This window comes from Nonomuraea muscovyensis, from assembly GCF_014207745.1.
In the GTDB taxonomy this organism is placed as follows: domain Bacteria; phylum Actinomycetota; class Actinomycetes; order Streptosporangiales; family Streptosporangiaceae; genus Nonomuraea; species Nonomuraea muscovyensis.
Window position 1 is genome coordinate 876560 of record NZ_JACHJB010000002.1, and the last position, 17669, is coordinate 894228.

Below are 17669 nucleotides of genomic sequence, written 5' to 3' on the forward strand. Positions count from 1 at the left end.
GCTAGTGGCCACGGCTGAACCTCCTCTCCAGGAAGCGCTGGCCGACGGTGGCCACGCTGGTGAGCAGCAGGTACCACGCGGAAGCGACCACCAGCAGCGCGATCACCTCGAAGTTGTCCAGGTAGATGCGCTGGGAGACGGTCAGCAACTCGGCGCCGGCGATGACCGAGACCATCGAGGTGGTCTTCAGCATCGAGATGAACTGGTTGCCGGTCGGAGGGATGATCACCCGCATCGCCTGGGGCAGCACGACCCTGCGCAGGATCCGCCGGTGCGTCATGCCGAGCGACTCGGCCGCCTCCCGCTGGCCGGGATCGACCGAGCGGATGCCGGCGCGGACGATCTCGGCCATGTAGGCGCCCTCGTTGATGGTCAGCCCCAGCAACGCCGCCGTGAACGGCGTGATCAGCTCGTTGGCCGGCAACTGGAGGAACATGGGCCCGCCGAACGGGATGCCGATCCCGATCTCGGGGAAGACCAGGCCGATGTTGAACCAGAAGATGAGCTGCACCAGCAGCGGCGTGCCGCGGAAGAACCAGGTGTACAGGCCCGCCGCGCCGCGCAGCACGGGGCTGTCCGACAGCTGCATGACGGCGGCGACCACGCCCAGGCCGACGCCGATGACCATGGACAGCGCGGTGAGCGCGATCGTGATCCACAGGCCGCCGAGGATGCGGCCGTCCAGCAGGAACGCGGCTATCACGTCCCAGTGCAGGTTGGGGTTGACGATGACGGTGTAGACCAGCCACGCCATGGCCAGCGCCGCGAGCGCCGCCGCGACGAGCCGTCCTGGTCTGGGCGGCTTCACCGCCTCGATCGGGAGCTCCGTCATGCGCCGGTGTTGATCGTGACCTTGGCCACGGCGTTCGCCGTCGTGCCGTACTTCTCCAGGATCTTGCCGTACTCGCCGTTGTCGATCAGCTCCTGCAGTGCCTTGGCGACGGCGTCGCGCAGGCCGGTCTGTTTCTTGTCGATCGCGATGCCCCACGGTCCGGCGTCGTACTGCTCGGGCAGGACGTCGTACTTGCCGGTCTCCTTGGCGTACATGGCGGCCACGGGCGAGTCGACGATCGTGGCGACGGTGCGGCCGGAGTCGATGGTGAGCAGGCCGGTCGGCGCGTCCTCGCTCTGCATGATCTCCATCTTCTGCGCGCACCTGTCGTCCTGGCGCTTGCCGATCTCCAGGTTGGAACTGCCCTTGGCCAGGACGACCTTCTTGCCGCACAGGTCGGCGAGGGTCTTGATGCCCTCGGGGTTGCCCTTCTTGACCATGATCGAGCCGCCGGCGTTGAAGTAGTCGACGAAGTCGACGGCCTTGCGGCGCTGCTCCAGGTCGCTGAGCGCGGCCATGGCGATGTCCCACCTGCCGCCCTGCAGCCCCGGGATGAGGCCGTCGAAGGAGGCGTTGATGATGCGGGTCCGCAGCCCGAGCCGCGCCCCGATGGCGGTGGCCAGGTCGGCGTCGACGCCGGTCATCTCCTGGGTGCCCGGCTTGTACATCTCCATCGGCGGGTAGCCCTCCGAGGTCGCCATCCGCAGCTCACCCGACTTCCGTACGGTTTCGGGGACGAGGTCCTTGGCGCTCTTGCCGGTCGAGGAGGGCGGCGTGGGCGCCGCCGTACCCGAGGTGGACCTCCCACATCCCGCGCCCAGTGCGCAGATCGCCGCCAGGGCGATGACCAGGTGTTTTCGCATGGCACCTCATGGTGGCCAGGCGATCAGGCGCCACCAAGCCTCGTGAAGGCATGCGACCCTCACCAACGAATTCATCGACGCTCGGCTCAGTGAGGCGTCGAGGTTGCTTACGCTCGCGCCTCATGAGCTTGGACATCTGGCCCCAGACCGCCACATGGCACGGCGGGGAGCTGCATCTCGGCGGTATCGGCGCGGTCGAACTGGCCCGGGTGTACGGCACGCCCGCCTACGTGCTGGACGAGGCCGACTTCACCGCCCGCGCGCGGGCGTGGCTGGACGCGCTTCCCGACGGCGACGTCCACTACGGCGGCAAGGCCTTCCTCTGCCCCGAGGTGGTGCGCTGGCTCGACCGGCTCGGCCTGTCCCTCGACGTCTGCACGGGCGGCGAACTCGCCGTGGCCATGGCCGGCGGGATGCCGCCCGAGCGGGTCGTCTTCCACGGCAACAACAAGTCGCCCGCCGAGCTGCGCCGCGCCGTGGCGTGGGGCATCGGCTGCGTGGTCGTCGACTCCTTCACCGAGATCTCCAGGCTCGCCGCGATCGCCGCCTCTCTGGGGGTCCGGCAGCGGGTGATGATCAGGGTGACACCGGGCGTCGACCCGCACACCCACGCCTTCATCGCCACCGGCGGCGAGGACTCCAAGTTCGGCTTCTCGCTCAGCGCCGGCGCCGCCGCGCTCGCGGTGGAGCGGGTGACCGCCGAGCCCTCGCTGGAGCTGTACGGCCTGCACTCCCACATCGGCTCGCAGATCTTCGAGCTGGACGCCTTCGGCACCGCCGCCGCCAGGACGGCCGAGTTCGCCGCGGCCGTCGGCGTCACCAGGCTCGACCTGGGCGGCGGCCTCGGCATCGGCTACACGCCGGACGACCCCACCCCGCCGACCCCGGCCGAGCTGCTCGCGGTGCTCAGGAAGGAGACGGCGGGCCTGCGCCTGGCCGTCGAGCCGGGCAGGTCCATCGCGGGACCGTCCACGGTGGCGCTCTACGAGATCGGCACGATCAAGGGCCGGTTCGTGAGCGTGAACGGCGGCATGAGCGACAACCCCCGCCCCGGCATGTACGGCGCCGCTTACACCGCCTCGCTGGCCAACCGCGCCTCCGACGCCCCGCCCAGCCCGTTCACCGTGGTCGGCAAGCACTGCGAGAGCGGCGACGTGCTGGTCAGGGACCTCCCACTGCCCGGTGACGTCCGGCCTGGCGACCTGCTCGCCGTACCGGTGTCGGGTGCCTACCAGCGTTCCATGGCCAGCAACTACAACCACGTGCCCCGGCCCCCGGTCGTGGCGGTGCGGGACGGCGCGGCCCGGGCGATCGTCCGCCGCGAGAGCGAGGAGGACCTGCTGCGGCTCTACCTGTAAGGGGGTGCCGGTGCGCCGTGTCCGCCCGGCTCTCACGGGTGCGACGACTGCTCGCCGGCTCCGCCTGCGGGCCGGGCCTCGCGCGGACCGGACCCGCGACCCTGCCTGCGGCAGCTGCTGAGCATCTGGCTTCCGACGTCGACATAGCCGGCGAAAAGGGCGATCACGTCGTGCAGCCGGTCCTGGGCAGGGCCGGGGTTCACCAGGTCTTCGCCGTCGCGCAGGGCGGCGATCAGGATTCTGGCCCGCGCATGGCTGGCCTCCAGCAGCGACTCGATCCCCGCGGTGGCTTCGATGAGGAGCCTGCGGCTGCCGGGCTGCGGGATCACCCGGGCCAGCCCCCAGGAGTCCAGCTGCCGTACGGCCGTGCTCACCGCTCCCTTGCTCAGCTCGAGTTCGGCCGCGATCGCATCGAGAGAGACCGGCTCTTCGCGGATCAGGAGCAGCCCGTAGACGCGGCCGGTGGCGTGTGGCAGGTTCCATGAGGCCAGCAGGTCGCCCACCGACGTGATGAAGGCGCCCCGCCTGGTCACGCACACCGCCGTGCCCGCTTCGGGGCCGAGACCGTGCGCAGGAACTCCTCGATCGCCTCGTTCACCGCCTGGGGGTCGTCCTGGTTGGCGATGTGTCCGGCACCGGGGATGACGACCTCCTCGACGCCTTCGGCCTTGGCCCATGCGGGCATGGCGGTGGCGATGTTGCCGGTACGGTCCTGCTCGCCTCGGATCAGGCACAGCGGCACCGGCGTGCGATAGCCGGGATCCGGCGTGAGGAACTCGACCGTTGCCCGCCACACCTGGACGAACTCCTTCTTCGACAGCCGGGAGAAGGCCCGCCGGGCATCGGCCCGCGCGGCCTCGCTCACCGCGGAGGCCTCGGCCATCAGACGCGGAAGGTCCTTGGCCGGGATCATCGACAAGCTCGGTGCGGCCGCCTTCAGCAGCAGCCGCTCCTTCCACGACAACGGCGGGGTGTTCCACGTCGCACCGATGACGATCAGCGCCCGTGCCAGGTCCGGGTGCCGTCGGACGATCGCCTGGCCGAGGTTGCCGCCGAGTGACTGCCCCACGAGCACCGGCCGGTCCAGCGCAAGGTGGTCGATCAGCGCGCGCAGGTCCGCGATCGCCCGCTCGGCGGTGAACCGGGCACCGGCCGGGCGGGACAGGCCATGGCCGCGCATGTCCCACGTCACGACCCGATACCCGCGGGCACGGAAGTACTCGCGCTGGCCGTCGAACATCACGTGATCGGCTCCGGCACCGTGCGAGAACACCAGCGGCACGCCGTCGCCGCCGCTGTCGGCGTAGCGTAGGTCGCACCCCTGGAGCGACAGCACAGACGGCAGATTCACCATGTACTAAATATAGCGAACACATGCGCCACGGCACGACAGCGATCAACTGCTTCACAGCGAACGTGCCAATCTGCCGTGCCAGCAGCCCCGGCTGGGCCGGCAGCTCGTCCAGCCGGGGGCACAGCATCGGCCCGAGCCGGTGCATGATCTGCCGCGATCGTCCGACCACGCCAGGCGTACCTGGCAAACAGGGCCGGCTCGACCTCCACCAGCGTCCTAGCGTCGATCAGCTCGTCCGGCTCCCACTCCGTCCGCACCCGATCCCCGACGAACGGAGATCTCGGTCAAGGGACAGACGTCCCTTACCGGCAGGTACGCGCGGCCACGCAGTCATCGCCGTCCCCGGCACGCCGCAGGCCAGGGCGCAGCCTTGGTGATCACCGCTGGATCTCCCTGTCGGAGCCGGTGGCGATGATCCGCAGGGCGCACAGCGAGCTCGGCCGGGCGATCCGCACCATTACGCTGCTGCGCTATCTGTCCGAGCCGCAGTCGCGAGAGCAGATCACCCAGGTCACCAACCGGAACGAGGCCTTCCACGGTTTCGCCGATTGGCTGATGTTCGGCGGCAGGCTCATCGGCCAGAGCGACCCCGACCACCAGGAGAAGGTCATCAAGTTCAACGAGTTGCTCGCCAACTGCGTCATGTACTCAACAGCCCTGGACATCACCGGCTCCGCCAACGAGATCGCCGCCGAGGGCCAGCCTGTCGACCTGGACGACCTGGCGACCGTTTCCCCCTACATCACCCACACCGTCCGCCGATTCGGGAACTGGACCCTCAACCTCACCCCGCCGGACGACACCCCCAACACCCGGTTGGATCTGGAGCCACGAGTGTTGTTCGCCGCGCCCTGGACTGATCCCCCTCATGAGATGCCGAAAGCGACCGGTGGGGACGAGGACTCCCAGCGGGAGGCTCCACGGCGAGCAGGCCGAGCAGCCAGGCACCGATGAGCAGCAGGATCTTGGAGTCTTCGGCCAGGTCGGTGGCGTCGGCGAGGATGCTCTGCCAGGTCTGCACCGGCATGGCCCCGCCATGATCGCCGCCGGTCCGGTCGACGAATGCCTGCGCTTCGTCCGGGTCGGCCAGCTTCAGGTTCATCACATAGGACAGGGGGCCTCGGTCCGAGGCGAGGCTCCGCACATCCGCCTGGGTGAGCCAGACCAGCCCGGGATCGTGCAGCAACCCCGCCGGCAGGTCCCGGCCGTCGGGGATGGCGCCGTTGATGCAGCCGGCGGAGACGATGCAGGACGCCCCGGGATAGGGCGGCATGGCGGCGGTGACCGCGACGCCGACGACCTTGAACGACCTACCGCCCAGGCCCACCGAGTCACCGACTCCCACATCAAGCGAGTCGGCGAAGGCGGCCTCGAGCACCACGCCGCCGTCGCTGACCCAACTGCCCTGCGTCACCATGGGCTGATCCACCGCCGCGAGATCGTCGTAGTTTTCGCGAGATCGGAGGATGCATCCCCTACAGGAGGAACAGCGAAGTGATACATGTGACACAGAATGTGCATCATGACGACCTCTCGCGGGCCCCGCACTTCGACCGAGATTCGCGCTTACCTCAAAGACCGGCTCAACCAGGCGCTTCGCCGACCCGGCTCGTTCGGCGGCGAGATCGCCCTGCGCCTCCTGCTCGATCACCTGGCCTACGCGGAACACCAGGAAAAGGAATGGGGGCAGGCATTGCGGACCCTGCAATCGCGAGGTGCCTTCAACTCTCTCGGCGTGACCGGAGCGCTCAACCGCGTCCTGCCTGACCTCCGCGACGACGGCGTCGCCTCGATCTATACCGAACTCGCCCGTGATCGCGGGTGGCTACAGGCCGACAGGACCCTGACACTCGAAGAACATGGGTCCCTGCGCAGGGAGCTTATCGCTTGGGCTGCTCACGACCGCACACTCACCGAAGTGCGTGAGGAGTTCGGCCCGCCTTCCGTTCTTCTCGGCGGCACCAACCCCTTCTACGGCAAGACGCTCGCCTACCTGACCGCACGGGCGACGGAACCGATCATCTTCTTCCATCTCTGGAACGGGACCTCGCGGCCAACCGAAACGACCTGGCACCCCGTCTACGACGAACCCGTCCTCTTGGCCGTCCGCTCCGGGAGCGGAGCGTTCAAAGACACCTTCACGTTCACACCGGAAGGAAGCAGACGCCGTCCGGCCTGACGTCCAGTGGCCCTCGCCCATCTGTCAGCCACTACGCCATGTGACTTTTACAGCTCCAGAGCGCGTGAACACGCGACACTTGATTACGCGAGGTCGCCAGTTCCGCGCCCCCTTGCTGGTGACTCGGGCGCGGCGGAACTCCAGGCCGAGGCCCTCGACGTTGAGGGTGAGGATTTCCTCGGCACGGGCGGCGGTGTCGTACCGGAGCCTCCACAGGACTCGTTCGCGCAGCGCCGGGCGGGGTTGGTGGCCAGCAGTTCCTGGCGTTGGGCCCAGGTGGTGAAGGAGACCAGGGGCGGACAGGTGCCGGTTCCAGGTGGCGGCGGCCGCGGCCTTCCAGCGGTCCATCACCGCGGCGTACTGCTCGGGGGTCAGCGCGGCGACGGGATCGTCTGGGCCGGTGATCGCGGTGAGGGTCTCGGCGTAGCCGGCGCGGGTGGTGGCCGCGGTGCGGGACTCCAGGAAGCGCTCGGTGGCTGCGGCGGTCGTCGAGCCGGCCGTGCCGGGGAGAGGGGTCGGGTCGGGCTGTGCGGGGGACGCCACGACGGACATGGGTCGCCCCTCCTCCACGTCGATGGGTGCGCGCAGCCACCGTGACCGGCATGGGCTTTCCACCCCGGTGGGCAAGGACCTGGCGACGAACCTGTGGTGCGTGCTGGACGCGGTCAGGTTCGGCGGCCTGGACGAGGAGGGCGAGCCGGCTATCGAAGGGATCCCTTCCGGAACAGGGGCTGGCAGGCCCCGGCGTTTAGGCTCCGGACTCCTATCCGTGACCCATCGTGCAAAGTAGCAAGATGATCACGTACCACCGCTGTGTCGACCGGTTCGTCGTGGTCACGCAGCATTCGCATGGCCCCGATCGAGGGGCGACAGGCGCTCCATAAGAGTCAGCGCTGCTCGAAAGTGTCGGCGGGGCTGAGCATCGGGTCGCCGTCGAGGAGCGATTCGGGCAGCCAGGCTCCGACGGTGCGTTCGCGGGTGGGCTTGTGCCGAGCGGAGCCGGTCGAGGCACAGGTTGGTGACGATCTTGGTCGGCCATGGTTCCGGCACCTTGATCCGCTGCCGGTCGGCGGCGTGCCCGTGCAGGAACGCGTCCTGCACGGCGTCTTCGGCGTCGGCGGCGGAGCCCAGCAGCCGGTACGCCAGCGAGGCCAGCCGGTTCCGCCGGCCTCGAACCGGCTGGTGTCGAAGCGATCAGTGGCGGTGCCGTCCACGCGGACCACCCTATGAGGCGGCTACGCGACCGCCTTCTCGGCGGTCGCGTCCGGCGCGGCGGCCAGGCGGTGCTTGCGCCTGGGCATGCCGAAGGTCGGGTGCGAGATGCCCCACAGCGAGATCTGGAGGATGCCCGACTTGATCCGCGCGGCCTTCCGGCCGCCCACGTACTGTGGCTTTGCTTGCGCTCTGTCGTCGACCATCTGCAGGATCCCGTCCCGCCGTCCGAGGCTGATGTGGTTGCCCGGGTAGTCCAGCTTGCTCTTGGTAATCTTGCGGCCGGTCAGGCGTCCCACGATCGCGTCTGTGGCCTGCCGGCCGGTGGAGCCGGCCGAAGCGCAGGACATCGGCAGTGGCCGGCCGTTGTCGCCGATGGCGTAGGCGCTGTCGCCGACGGCGTAGACGTTCGGGTGCGAGACCGAGCGCATGGTGCCATCGACGACGATCTGGCCGTTCTCTGTGACCTCCAGCCCGCCGGCGGCGGCGATGGGGTTGATCGCGAACCCGGCCGTCCACACGGTTGCGTCGGACGCTAGGGCGGTGCCGTCGGTGCACAGCACCCGCGTCGCTTCGACGGCTTGGACGCTGGTGTGCTCCAGGACGGTGATGCCCAGCCGGTCGCAGGCCCGGCGCAGGTGGCTGCGGGCTCCGGCGGAGAGCCTGGCGCCCAGTTCGCCGCGGGCGACCAGCGTGACCGACAGGCCGGGCCGGGATTCGGCGAATTCGGTGGCGGTCTCGATGCCGGTCAACCCGTCGCCGACGACCAGCACCCTCCCGCCTTCGCCACGCCTGTCCAGGCTGTCCAGGCGCTCGCGCAGGCGCAGCGCCGCGGGCCGGGCGGTGACGTGGAAGGCGTGCTCGGCCACGCCGGGGACGCCGCAGTCGGCGACGTGGCTGCCGAGCGCGTAGACAAGCGTGTCGTAGCCGAGTTCGCCACCGCCGTCGGCGTCGGCCACGGCGACGACCTGGCGCTCGGGGTCGACGGCGGTGACACGGGCGAGGCGCAGCCGTATCCCCGTGCCCGCGAAGACGTCAGCCAGCTTTCGAGCCTCGATCTCCTGGCCGGCCGCGAGCTGGTGCATCCGCAGCCGCTCGACGAAGTCCGGCTCGGCGTTGACCACGGTGATCTCGGTGTCCGCCGGGGACAGCCGGCGGGCCACGTTCCCGGCCACGTAGGCCCCGGCATAGCCGGCGCCGAGGACGACGATGCGATGCTTCATGTGTTGCTCCTGTCGGTTCGCTTGCTCTCGGTGAGTCCGACTCGGCCCTGGGTCACCGATTCTCTTGATCGAGGTTGCCGTGAGCCTCCGCCGAAAGGTCCTGCCAGTCGGCCCAGGTCTTGAGCCGGTCGGCGTAGACCTGCTGGAGCATCGGGTAGAAGCCCTGCCCGAACAGCACCCGCAGGGGCGGGTCGTCGGAGTCGACGATCTTGAGGAGTGCCTGGGCCGCGGCGGCCGGGTCGCCGGCGGGCTGCTTGCCCGCGAACCCGGCGAGACGGCGGCGAAGGCCGTCGTAGATCGGGTCGGCCTCGGCCATGTGGCCGTTGTCGAGGGGATCGGGGTTCTTACCGGACCTGGTGGCGAAGCCGCCGGGCTCGATGACGGTCACCTTGATGCCGAAGCCGGCGACCTCCTGGGCGAGGGATTCGTTCAGGGCTTCCAGGGCCCACTTGGAGGCGCTGTAGGCGCCGCTGAGCGCGAACGCCATGAGCCCGGCCGCCGAGGACAGCTGGATGACGTGCCCTGCACCCTGCTCGCGCAGGCGGGGCAGCGCGGCCTGGATCACCCACACCGCGCCGAACACGTTGGTCTCCAGCTGGTCGCGCAACTGCTGCTCGGTCAGCTCCTCGATCGCGCCGACCTGCGCGTAGCCGGCGTTGTTCACGACGACGTCGAGCCGGCCGAAGTGCTGTCCGGCCCGCTGCACGCTCTCGAACACGGCGGCCCTGTCGGTCACGTCCAGCTCCAGCGGGAGCACCGCCTCGCCGTAGGCGGCGACCAGCTCGTCAAGGCTCGCGGCGTTCCGGGCGGTCGCGGCCACCTTGTCGCCGCGTGACAGGGCGGCCTCGACGAAGTTGCGGCCCAGACCGCGAGACGAACCGGTGACGAACCAGACCTTGCTCATGATGTCCTTCCGTTCTTTCCGCGGTGGCGGTCGCGCGGCGGTCGCCATGCGACGGCGCCAAGGCGATCACTCGTGGAGTCGCGTACCGCGCGGATCGTTCGCGCGGCGTCCTGACGACCATGAGGCGCCGGCGACCCGGGTTCTGTGACAGTGCGGTCATGTGATGTACGCCACCGAGCGTGGGGTGTCACACAGTGGCGCGGGCCGGCGTCTTGTGCGTGGAGCAGGAGTTGAGAGTGAACAGGCGGGAGGAACGAGCGCAGGGACGCAACGACGGGCACAGCCGAGCCGAGGGCTGGTGGTGACCGGACGGACTGCGTCACCGAGGCGACCGAGGCCCACCGCAACCTGCTGCCCACCGTCGCCTTTGTCGGCAGGTCGGTCAGATCCAGGCGGTGGTCAGGGCGCAGTCTGGATCTCGCCGTACGGGGTCATGGTCGAATGGAAGATCGGGATCAGGCTGGGGGCGTCGAGAGACGGTCCCCGATCCGAGCGCCCCGCAGAGGAGAACTTGATCGCCTTCTCCTGCTCCTCGGGCTCGTTTTCGGCGATCACTCCGTTGCTGCCGAATCAGGGGTGCCGTCAAGAAAGGGTACGATGATCCGCCAACCGCATCTGATCTGGGATTTCGTCGGCGTGTGCTGGTGCGGGCCAGTTGGTCGACCGTTCGCTATCGCGTTTGCGGTCTGGGGCTCAGCCCGGCGAAGAGTGCATGGAGCACGCGGTCGATGTAGGCGTGGGTCAACGGCTGCTGTGTGATCAGCAGCCGGTAGTACAAGGGGCCCGACAGGATCTCGAACGCCAGGTCCAGGTCGAAGTCGGGAGCGAGTTGACCCTGGTCCTTGGCGGCCCTGAGGCGAGCCAGGGTGTTGGCGGTCTGTGGCTCGATGAACCGCCGGTTGAGTGCGGCGGCGACCTCGGGATCGTGCTGAGCTTCGCCGATGAGGTCCTGGTACAGCGGGCCCCAGGGTGGCCGGCTTAGCAGGTCGGCGGCCCTGGTCATCACCTCGCGTAGATCGGCCACGATGTCGCCGGTGTCGGGGTGGTCCAGGCCTGCGGTGTTCAGGCTGAGGACCGCGTCGAGGAACAGCAGGCCCCGGGAGGGCCAGCGGCGGTAGACAGTGTGTTTGCCGACGCCGGCCCGGGCCGCGACCGCCTCGATGCTGAGCTTGGCGTAGCCGACCTCTCGGGCCAGATCCAGCGTGGTCCGCATGATCGTTTCGGTCCGGGCATCGGTACGAGTGGCGCGGCGGTCGGTCATGCCGTCACCCTACTGGAACGGCACGTGCCGTGTTGACACGTGCGAATCCGTTCCACCATGCTGACCTCAACGGCACGGCCCGTGCCGTGCTGGCTTGCTCACGAACACCGCTGAGATCGAGAAGGGCTGCTCATGTTCGCCGCTTATGTCACGATCACCGTCTTCGCCTCGGTATTGAACGGCAGCGCCGCCGTCGTCTACCTGATCGGACACGAATTTCCCAAGGCTCAGGCGGACATGAAGGGCCTGCCACGGTCGTGGGTACCGGTGTTGGGCATGTTGCTGGCGGCGGGCTCCTTGGGGCTGCTGGGCGGGTTCGCCGTGCCGATGCTGGGGACACTCGCCGCTGCCGGCCTCGTGCTCTACTTCATCGGCGCACTCCTTGCGCACCTGCGAGTGGGTTCTCGTAAGCTCGCGAACTGGGCCGGATTCTTCGCCACTGCGGTGGCCGCACTAGCCGTGAACCTGGGCTACCACTGGTCATGATCCGTGGAGACAGGCTCTCTCACCTGGCCAGCCGCGGCAGGACGATCGACGCGTCGCCTCACATTCCCAGCGGCTGTGTCGTCGGACCCCACATCCCGACTGCCAGTCCGTCCTGCTGGCCCTGGCCGCGCTCCTGCACCCGAATCACCTCGCGCGACCCACGCTGCCCGGTTTCGCTCCTCGGCCGTCAGCGGGTGGCGGACCTGCACCGGCGACGCGTCCGGGAACGGGTTCGCCTGCCGGGCCAGCGCCTCCACCAAGGTCTCCACGCCCAGCTCCAGGTCCGACTTGGCCAGCGTCTTCGCTCATCTGTCTCTCCGCTGTGGGATGTCTTACCAGGCGATGGGGCCGAGGCGATCGATGAAGATCCCGGTCGGCCCGTCAGAGGCGAGCGTCGCGAGCTCGATGATCGGATCACTGCCCTCGGTGACCGTCAGCTCGCCGTGTGGATGTTCATGTCGGTGGCGGTGAACCTGCCGTTGGCGACCTCGCCGGGGGTCACGGCGTTGAACTTGATGGCCGGCAGCGCCTGGGCGTATCGGACGGTGATCATGTTCAGTGCCGCCTTCGACGAGGTGTAGGCGAGTTCGTACATCGTCGAGACGGCTTGCCCGGGGTCAGTCACGACCGCGATAGACCCCCCGGCGCCGGTGACCATCACCACCCGCGGGTTATCGGCCGCCTGCAACAGCGGCAGGAACGCGTGCGTGACCCGGACCGGCCCGTACACATTGGTGTCGTAGACGGCGTGGATGTCCTTGGCCGTCGCGTCCGCCGGGTTGACACCGCCGCCCGGCGTGCCGGCGTTGTTGATCAGCACGTCCATCCGGTCGGTGTGCTCCCGGACCAGCCGCACGGCCCCGGCCACCGACTCCTCCGAGGTCACGTCCAAGGGGACCATGATGACGTGCGCGCCGTCGGCGGCCAGCTTCTGCGCGGCGGCCCTTCCCCGGCTCTCGTCGCGTGAGCCGAGGAAGACCCTCCAACCCAGCTCCCCGAGCCTACGCGCCGTCTCGTAGCCCAGGCCCTTGTTCGCTCCAGTGATCAATACTGAGGTCATGTTCTCTCCTGGCGTCGTTGTACTTCCGGCCATGTGACGGCGCCGACCCGATTCCTGTGACACCGCCGAGGTGTGATGTAGGCCACCAGCGGCGGTTGTCACCAACCGGCGTCTTGTGTGCAGGCACCGTCGAGATCAGCGTGGAGGGCCGGCAATGCGTAAGGGCCGCGACCAGACGGACCGCGCCACCGGGGTGTTCGTCGTCCATCGCAACCTGCTGTTCACCGTCGCCTACGAGATGCTCGGTCGCCGCGTCCCGCTGTTGGGCCTTGCTCGGGATCCTCTCGAGCTGCGGGGCGCGGGCCCGCCCGTCCATCCCGAGCGCCGCGGGTATGGTCTCGGTGGCGTCGGTGGTGAATCCGGTACGGGTAAGCGCGGGTTGCGGAACCCCTGTCCCCTCACACCTGCCCGACCGAGCTCTGCGCCCAGGCGCCCGCCGCCTCTCCAAGCTGTTTCGAAGCCGATTCCAAGCGCCCTCTGTCACACATGGTCACATGAGTCAGACAGTCGAGCAGCTGCAAGATCTGATCGCGGGCCCGGTGCTCGCCCCCGGAGACCCCGGATTCGACGCCGAGACGTTCACGTTCAACACGACCGTGAACGCGCGGCCCGCGCTCGTCGTCGGCGCGCTGGACCGGCATGATGTGGCCGCAGCGGTGCGGTTCGCCGCCGAGAAGGGCTTCACCGTCGCCGTCACCTCCACCGGGCACGGCGCGGTCCCCGGCGGCATGGACGGAGCCCTGGTGATCAACACCTCCCGCCTCAAGGAGATCTCCGTCGATCCTCAGGCGCGTACCGTCCGCGTCGGCGCGGGCAACCGGTGGGCCGAGGTGGTGCAGGCATGCGCCCCGTTCGCGCTGATGCCGCCGGCCGGGGCGGCGCCGTCCGTCGGAGTCACGGGCTACCTGCTCGGCGGCGGGCTCAGTCCGCTGGGCCGCGCCTTCGGGTTCGCCGCCGACCATGTGCACGCCCTGGAGCTGGTGACCGCCGACGGGGTCCACCGGCGGGTGGACGCCGACACCCACAAGGAGCTGTTCTGGGCGCTGCGCGGCGGCGGAGGCGGGTTCGGCGTCGTCACCGCTGTGGAGATCGGTCTCTTCCCCGTCTCCACCTTGTACGGCGGGACCGTCTTCTTCCCCGGGCAGCAGGCCGCCGATGTGCTCCGGGCCTTCCGGGACTGGAACGACGACCGGCTGCCCGACGAGGCGTGCGGCTCGCTCGCGCTGCAACGGCTCCCCGACCTGCCGCACCTGCCCGAGCCGCTCAGGGGACGGTTCGTCGTGGCCCTCCGGTACGCCTACCCGGGCGACCCGGCCGAGGGAGCCAGGCTGCTGGCGCCCCTGCGCGCAGCCGCCGACCCCATCCTCGACACCGTGGGCGAGCTGCCGCTGACCGAGTTCGGCGCGATCCACAACGACCCCGCCGGGCCCATGCCCGCCTGGGACCGCGGCGACCTGCTGCCCGCCCTGCCGGACGAGGCCATCGACGCCCTGCTGACAGCCGCCGGCGCCCAGGTGGCCGACGCTCCGATCCTCGTGGAACTGCGCAGGCTGGGCGGCGCGCTCGCCCGTACTCCCCGCCACGACAACGCGCTCAGCGTGCGGGACGCCGCATACACCCTGTTCGTGGTCGACGCGCCGGGCGCCCCTTCCGGGTCCCGCCTGTTCACGACCATGGCACTCTGGACGCGCGGGGCCGGACTGCCCACCATGCGCGGCGAGGCCCCGGTGGCCACCACCCCCGAGACCGCGGCGCGGCTCGCCGAGATCAAGAAGACCTGGGACCCCGCCAGGCTCCTGCGCTGACGAACTCCCGAGCCCGTCGGCTACCATCCTTGCGGCGCGCACCGCGCCGCAAGGACAGGGGTGGGATGGCCGAGGTCAGCATCGCCGTGCTCGGGCCGATGGCCGCGACGGTGGCCGGTCGGCCCGTGCCGCTGGGCGGCCCCCGTCAGCGGGCCGTGCTCGCCGTGCTGGTAGCCGCCCGCGGCAGCGCCGTCTCCGCGGACCGCATCCTGCACGACGTATGGGAACACGACACCAACGTCTCACTTGGGACATTGCACGCGTACGTCTCGACGCTCCGCCGGGCCCTGGAACCCCGACGGCCCGCCGGAGCGCCGGCCCAGGTCCTGATCACCGAGGGCAACGGCTACCGGCTGCGCGCCGACCGGGTGCGGGTGGACGCCGAGACCTTCACGGACCTGGCAAGGCAGGCCGAACAGGCTCTGCGCGAGCGCAGGCACGAAGTGGCGGCTCGCCTGCTGACCGAGGCCCTCGCCCTCTGGCGAGGGGAGGCGTACGCGGACTTCCCGGACGCGGGCTTCCCGTCGGCCGAGCGGGCCCGCATGGAGGCGCTGCGGCAGGCCGCCACCGAGAACCTGTACGAGGCCAGGCTCGCGCTCGGCGACCACGCCGCCCTGGTGGGAGATCTGGACAAGCACACCCGCACCCACCCCTTCAGCGAGCGGGCCTGGGAACTGCTCGCCCTCGCCCTCTACCGCAGCGGTAGACAGGCCGACGCGTTGGCGGCGCTCCGCCAGGTGCGCGAAACCCTCGGCCGCGAGCTCGGCCTGGACCCAGGCCCGTCGCTGCGCCGGTTGGAAACCGCGATCCTCGCCCAGCACGAGCAGATCGCACCCCGCCCGGACACCCGGCCGCGCAGCGGCAACCTGCCCAACCCCCTGTCACGCTTCGTCGGCCGGCCCGGCGAGCCCGCACGGATCGACGCGCTGCTGGCCGAGCACCGCCTCGTCACGCTCACCGGCCCGGGCGGCGTCGGCAAGACCCGTCTGGCGCTGGAGAGCGCCCGTCGGCGAAACCACGCCGACGGTCCCTGGCTGATCGAGCTGGCCGAGCTCGAAGACCCCACGTTGCTGCCCGCCGCGCTGGCGGGCGTGCTCGGCGTCCTGGGTGCCGCCACCTGCGACCGGGTCGCCGACGTCCTCGGCGACCGTGACGTTCTGCTGGTTCTGGACAACGGAGAGCACCTGCTGGAGGCCGTCAGGGAGGCCGCGCGAACCCTGCTCGCCAGGACGCCGGGCGTGCGCGTCCTCGCCACCAGCCGCGAGCCGCTGGGCCTGCCCGGCGAGGTCGTGTACGAGGTCCGGCCGCTGCCCGCCGAGCAAGGACACGAGCTGTTCCTGGCCCGCGCCGCGACCAACGTCCCGGACTGGACTCCGGACGCTTCGCAGGACCGGCTGATCCGGCGCCTGTGCCACGACCTCGACGGCCTGCCGCTCGCGATCGAGCTCGCCGCCGCCCAGTGCCGCGTGCTCTCCCTCGAACAGATCGTCAGCGGGCTCGACGACCGGTTCACCGTCCTTCACAACAGCGCCGACCCGGGTCGCCACCAGACACTCTGGCGGACCGTCTCCTGGAGCCACACCATGCTCACCCCGGCCGAGCGAGAGGTGTTCCACCGGCTCGGCGTGTTCGCCTCTTCCTTCGACCTGCAGGCCGCCGCCGCCGTGTGCGACAGGCCGGTCTACGCCGAGCTCAACGCTCTGGTGCGCAAATCGCTGGTGAGCGCGGAGGCGGGCACCGACCCGCGCCGCTACCGGCTGCTGGAGACCATCAAGCTGTTCGCGCGCGGCCATGCCGACGCCCGAGCCGGCGCGGCGCACCGCGCCTGGGTGCTCTCCGAGGCCGAGGCGGCCGCCCCGCACCTGCGCGGACACCGGGCCGGCAGCTACCTCGCACGGCTGCACGCCCAGCAGCCCGAGCACCGGCTGGCCCTCTCCTCCGCGGCCCAGCAGGGCGACGGTGACTACATGCTCCGCCTCATCGGCCTGCTCCACTGGGTCTGGTACCGGCACGGCGTCGTCGCCGAAGGGCTGAGCTGGATCGCCGCCGCTCTGGAGCTCGGCCACGACGCCGGAGCCGAACTCCTCGGACCGGTCCACCTGGCCAGATCCGGACTGTGCTACCTCGCAGGAGACTTCGGCGCCGCCACCGAGGCCGCGTGCCGGGCAGCCGAAGCGGGCGCGACCTCCGGCGACACGCACGTGGAGGTCCAGGCGCTCATCCACGGCGCCCTGTTCGACGCGCTCGGCGGTGCCCCGGACACCTTGGAGCGTTCCCGCACGGCACTCACCCGGGCCAGGAGCGCGGGCGCGCGGTGGCTGGAGGCCGAGGCGCTCATGGTCCTGGGCATGCTGCTGCGCGCGGAGGGCCGGGCCGGCACGGCACGGCAGCGGCTCACCGAAGCCGCCGCGGTCGCCCACGAGTGCGGTCACGGGTTCGTCCGCACCTCGGTGGACTGGATGATCATGAAGATCGACCTGGAGCTGGGCGCTCACCACCGCACCCTGAAACAGGGCGTCGCCATGCTGACCAGCCTGGACGACGAGGGCGACGTGACCTCTTGGCTCGTATGCGTCCACTTCCTGGCCGCCGCGTTCGCCCTGACCGGCGATCCCACCACAGGAGCCCTGCTCCTGGGCGCCGCCACCGAACACGGCTCCCGGATCGGTTTCTCTCCCGAGGAGATGGACCCCGTGGACGCCCGCCGCCAGGCCGCCCAGGTCCGGGCCGCCCTGCCCGCCGATGCCTTCGACCACTGGTTCGAGCGCGGACGCTCCTTGTCCCGATCCGACGTCCGCGACGTGGCCACCACACGCCACCACGCGCCGCCACACGTCTGAGACACGGCCATCCGGCCGAAGCCGAGGCAGCCGAAAGCAGATGGAGCCGAGACGGAGGTAAAGGAGCACCGAAAAACCGGTATGCATCACGGCAGCACCGCTATCCCGCAGTGACCACGGGAAGTGGTGAGGCGGAGAGAGGGCCCGGACAGCCTGTGCAGGGCTCGGGGCGGAGCACCGGGCGAAGGGAGTTCGCCCATGACATCTCGACCGAGCCGCTATCTCGCGATGACGTACCACCGTGGCAGACGGTGGGCCGGCCGGCGGTGGCGTCACAACCTCGCCACGCACC

General features: G+C 70.1%; 17 protein-coding genes. 6 read left to right on the forward strand and 11 right to left on the reverse strand.

Annotated features, from left to right (window positions below; all coding sequences use genetic code 11):
* Position 1 precedes the first annotated feature (1 nt).
* Both FHU36_RS20645 and FHU36_RS20650 read right to left on the reverse strand, forming a co-directional pair.
* Positions 2–832 carry an amino acid ABC transporter permease gene (locus FHU36_RS20645; protein ID WP_185085582.1) on the reverse strand — a complete coding sequence of 277 codons (831 nt, stop codon included), beginning with the start codon at positions 830–832 and terminating at the stop codon, positions 2–4.
* Positions 829–1695, reverse strand: coding sequence for an ABC transporter substrate-binding protein (locus FHU36_RS20650; protein ID WP_185085583.1), 867 nt, complete (start codon positions 1693–1695; stop codon positions 829–831). The genes FHU36_RS20645 and FHU36_RS20650 overlap by 4 nt, the downstream gene beginning before the upstream one ends.
* Positions 1696–1817: 122 nt before the next feature.
* On the opposite strand from FHU36_RS20650, the gene lysA reads away from it, so the two are divergent.
* Complete coding sequence (lysA, locus tag FHU36_RS20655) at positions 1818–3053, forward strand: diaminopimelate decarboxylase (protein WP_246502516.1); 1236 nt, start codon at positions 1818–1820, stop codon at positions 3051–3053.
* Between the two features lie 32 nt (positions 3054–3085).
* On the opposite strand, the gene FHU36_RS20660 is transcribed toward lysA, so the two are convergent.
* Positions 3086–3556, reverse strand: coding sequence for a GbsR/MarR family transcriptional regulator (locus FHU36_RS20660; RefSeq protein WP_312891719.1), 471 nt, complete (start codon positions 3554–3556; stop codon positions 3086–3088).
* Between the two features lie 26 nt (positions 3557–3582).
* Positions 3583–4407 carry an alpha/beta fold hydrolase gene (locus FHU36_RS20665; protein ID WP_185085586.1) on the reverse strand — a complete coding sequence of 275 codons (825 nt, stop codon included), beginning with the start codon at positions 4405–4407 and terminating at the stop codon, positions 3583–3585.
* Positions 4408–4818: 411 nt separating this feature from the next.
* Here FHU36_RS20665 and FHU36_RS20670 point away from each other — a divergent pair, with 411 nt between their 5' ends.
* Positions 4819–5361, forward strand: a complete 543-nt coding sequence (locus FHU36_RS20670) for a Tn3 family transposase (protein ID WP_221496477.1) — start codon at positions 4819–4821, stop codon at positions 5359–5361.
* Positions 5362–5929: 568 nt separating this feature from the next.
* Positions 5930–6586, forward strand: coding sequence for a hypothetical protein (locus FHU36_RS20675; RefSeq protein ID WP_185085587.1), 657 nt, complete (start codon positions 5930–5932; stop codon positions 6584–6586).
* Positions 6587–6610: 24 nt separating this feature from the next.
* On the opposite strand, the gene FHU36_RS20680 is transcribed toward FHU36_RS20675, so the two are convergent.
* The 6 genes from FHU36_RS20680 to FHU36_RS20705 form a co-directional block, all read right to left on the reverse strand.
* On the reverse strand, positions 6611–7138 hold the full coding sequence (locus FHU36_RS20680; protein ID WP_185085588.1) for a site-specific integrase: 528 nt from the start codon (positions 7136–7138) through the stop codon (positions 6611–6613).
* A gap of 282 nt (positions 7139–7420) precedes the next feature.
* Positions 7421–7741 (reverse strand): sigma factor, encoded by a 321-nt coding sequence (locus FHU36_RS20685; RefSeq protein WP_312891958.1) that lies wholly within the window; start codon positions 7739–7741, stop codon positions 7421–7423.
* 80 nt (positions 7742–7821) lie between these two features.
* Positions 7822–9021 (reverse strand): NAD(P)/FAD-dependent oxidoreductase, encoded by a 1200-nt coding sequence (locus FHU36_RS20690; protein ID WP_185085589.1) that lies wholly within the window; start codon positions 9019–9021, stop codon positions 7822–7824.
* Positions 9022–9073: 52 nt separating this feature from the next.
* Positions 9074–9925: an SDR family NAD(P)-dependent oxidoreductase gene (locus tag FHU36_RS20695; protein WP_185085590.1), complete on the reverse strand. Its 852-nt coding sequence runs from the start codon at positions 9923–9925 to the stop codon at positions 9074–9076.
* Between the two features lie 399 nt (positions 9926–10324).
* A complete protein-coding gene (locus tag FHU36_RS20700) occupies positions 10325–10480 on the reverse strand; it encodes a hypothetical protein (protein ID WP_185085591.1) in 156 nt (51 codons plus the stop codon).
* Between the two features lie 115 nt (positions 10481–10595).
* Positions 10596–11186 (reverse strand): TetR/AcrR family transcriptional regulator, encoded by a 591-nt coding sequence (locus FHU36_RS20705; protein ID WP_185085592.1) that lies wholly within the window; start codon positions 11184–11186, stop codon positions 10596–10598.
* A gap of 132 nt (positions 11187–11318) precedes the next feature.
* Here FHU36_RS20705 and FHU36_RS20710 point away from each other — a divergent pair, with 132 nt between their 5' ends.
* Complete coding sequence (locus FHU36_RS20710) at positions 11319–11672, forward strand: DoxX family protein (protein WP_185085593.1); 354 nt, start codon at positions 11319–11321, stop codon at positions 11670–11672.
* A 433-nt stretch (positions 11673–12105) separates the two neighbouring features.
* Here the strand turns inward: FHU36_RS20710 and FHU36_RS20715 are convergent, their stop codons facing one another.
* Complete coding sequence (locus tag FHU36_RS20715; RefSeq protein WP_246502517.1) at positions 12106–12732, reverse strand: SDR family NAD(P)-dependent oxidoreductase; 627 nt, start codon at positions 12730–12732, stop codon at positions 12106–12108.
* A gap of 494 nt (positions 12733–13226) precedes the next feature.
* Here FHU36_RS20715 and FHU36_RS20720 point away from each other — a divergent pair, with 494 nt between their 5' ends.
* Both FHU36_RS20720 and FHU36_RS20725 read left to right on the forward strand, forming a co-directional pair.
* Entirely contained in the window at positions 13227–14537 is a 1311-nt protein-coding gene (locus tag FHU36_RS20720) for an FAD-binding oxidoreductase (RefSeq protein WP_185085594.1), read from the forward strand.
* A gap of 65 nt (positions 14538–14602) precedes the next feature.
* A complete protein-coding gene (locus FHU36_RS20725) occupies positions 14603–17377 on the forward strand; it encodes an ATP-binding protein (RefSeq protein WP_185085595.1) in 2775 nt (924 codons plus the stop codon).
* Positions 17378–17669: the final 292 nt, after the last annotated feature.

What these genes read in the sequence shown, in the direction of transcription:
- FHU36_RS20645 (WP_185085582.1), bottom strand. Translation starts at nt 832, where the DNA reads ATGACGGAGCTCCCGATCGAGGCGGTGAAGCCGCCCAGACCAGGACGG.
- FHU36_RS20650 (WP_185085583.1), bottom strand. Translation starts at nt 1,695, where the DNA reads ATGCGAAAACACCTGGTCATCGCCCTGGCGGCGATCTGCGCACTGGGC.
- lysA (WP_246502516.1), top strand. Translation starts at nt 1,818, where the DNA reads ATGAGCTTGGACATCTGGCCCCAGACCGCCACATGGCACGGCGGGGAG.
- FHU36_RS20665 (WP_185085586.1), bottom strand. Translation starts at nt 4,407, where the DNA reads ATGGTGAATCTGCCGTCTGTGCTGTCGCTCCAGGGGTGCGACCTACGC.
- FHU36_RS20670 (WP_221496477.1), top strand. Translation starts at nt 4,819, where the DNA reads ATGATCCGCAGGGCGCACAGCGAGCTCGGCCGGGCGATCCGCACCATT.
- FHU36_RS20675 (WP_185085587.1), top strand. Translation starts at nt 5,930, where the DNA reads ATGACGACCTCTCGCGGGCCCCGCACTTCGACCGAGATTCGCGCTTAC.
- FHU36_RS20680 (WP_185085588.1), bottom strand. Translation starts at nt 7,138, where the DNA reads ATGTCCGTCGTGGCGTCCCCCGCACAGCCCGACCCGACCCCTCTCCCC.
- FHU36_RS20690 (WP_185085589.1), bottom strand. Translation starts at nt 9,021, where the DNA reads ATGAAGCATCGCATCGTCGTCCTCGGCGCCGGCTATGCCGGGGCCTAC.
- FHU36_RS20695 (WP_185085590.1), bottom strand. Translation starts at nt 9,925, where the DNA reads ATGAGCAAGGTCTGGTTCGTCACCGGTTCGTCTCGCGGTCTGGGCCGC.
- FHU36_RS20705 (WP_185085592.1), bottom strand. Translation starts at nt 11,186, where the DNA reads ATGACCGACCGCCGCGCCACTCGTACCGATGCCCGGACCGAAACGATC.
- FHU36_RS20710 (WP_185085593.1), top strand. Translation starts at nt 11,319, where the DNA reads ATGTTCGCCGCTTATGTCACGATCACCGTCTTCGCCTCGGTATTGAAC.
- FHU36_RS20715 (WP_246502517.1), bottom strand. Translation starts at nt 12,732, where the DNA reads ATGACCTCAGTATTGATCACTGGAGCGAACAAGGGCCTGGGCTACGAG.
- FHU36_RS20720 (WP_185085594.1), top strand. Translation starts at nt 13,227, where the DNA reads ATGAGTCAGACAGTCGAGCAGCTGCAAGATCTGATCGCGGGCCCGGTG.
- FHU36_RS20725 (WP_185085595.1), top strand. Translation starts at nt 14,603, where the DNA reads ATGGCCGAGGTCAGCATCGCCGTGCTCGGGCCGATGGCCGCGACGGTG.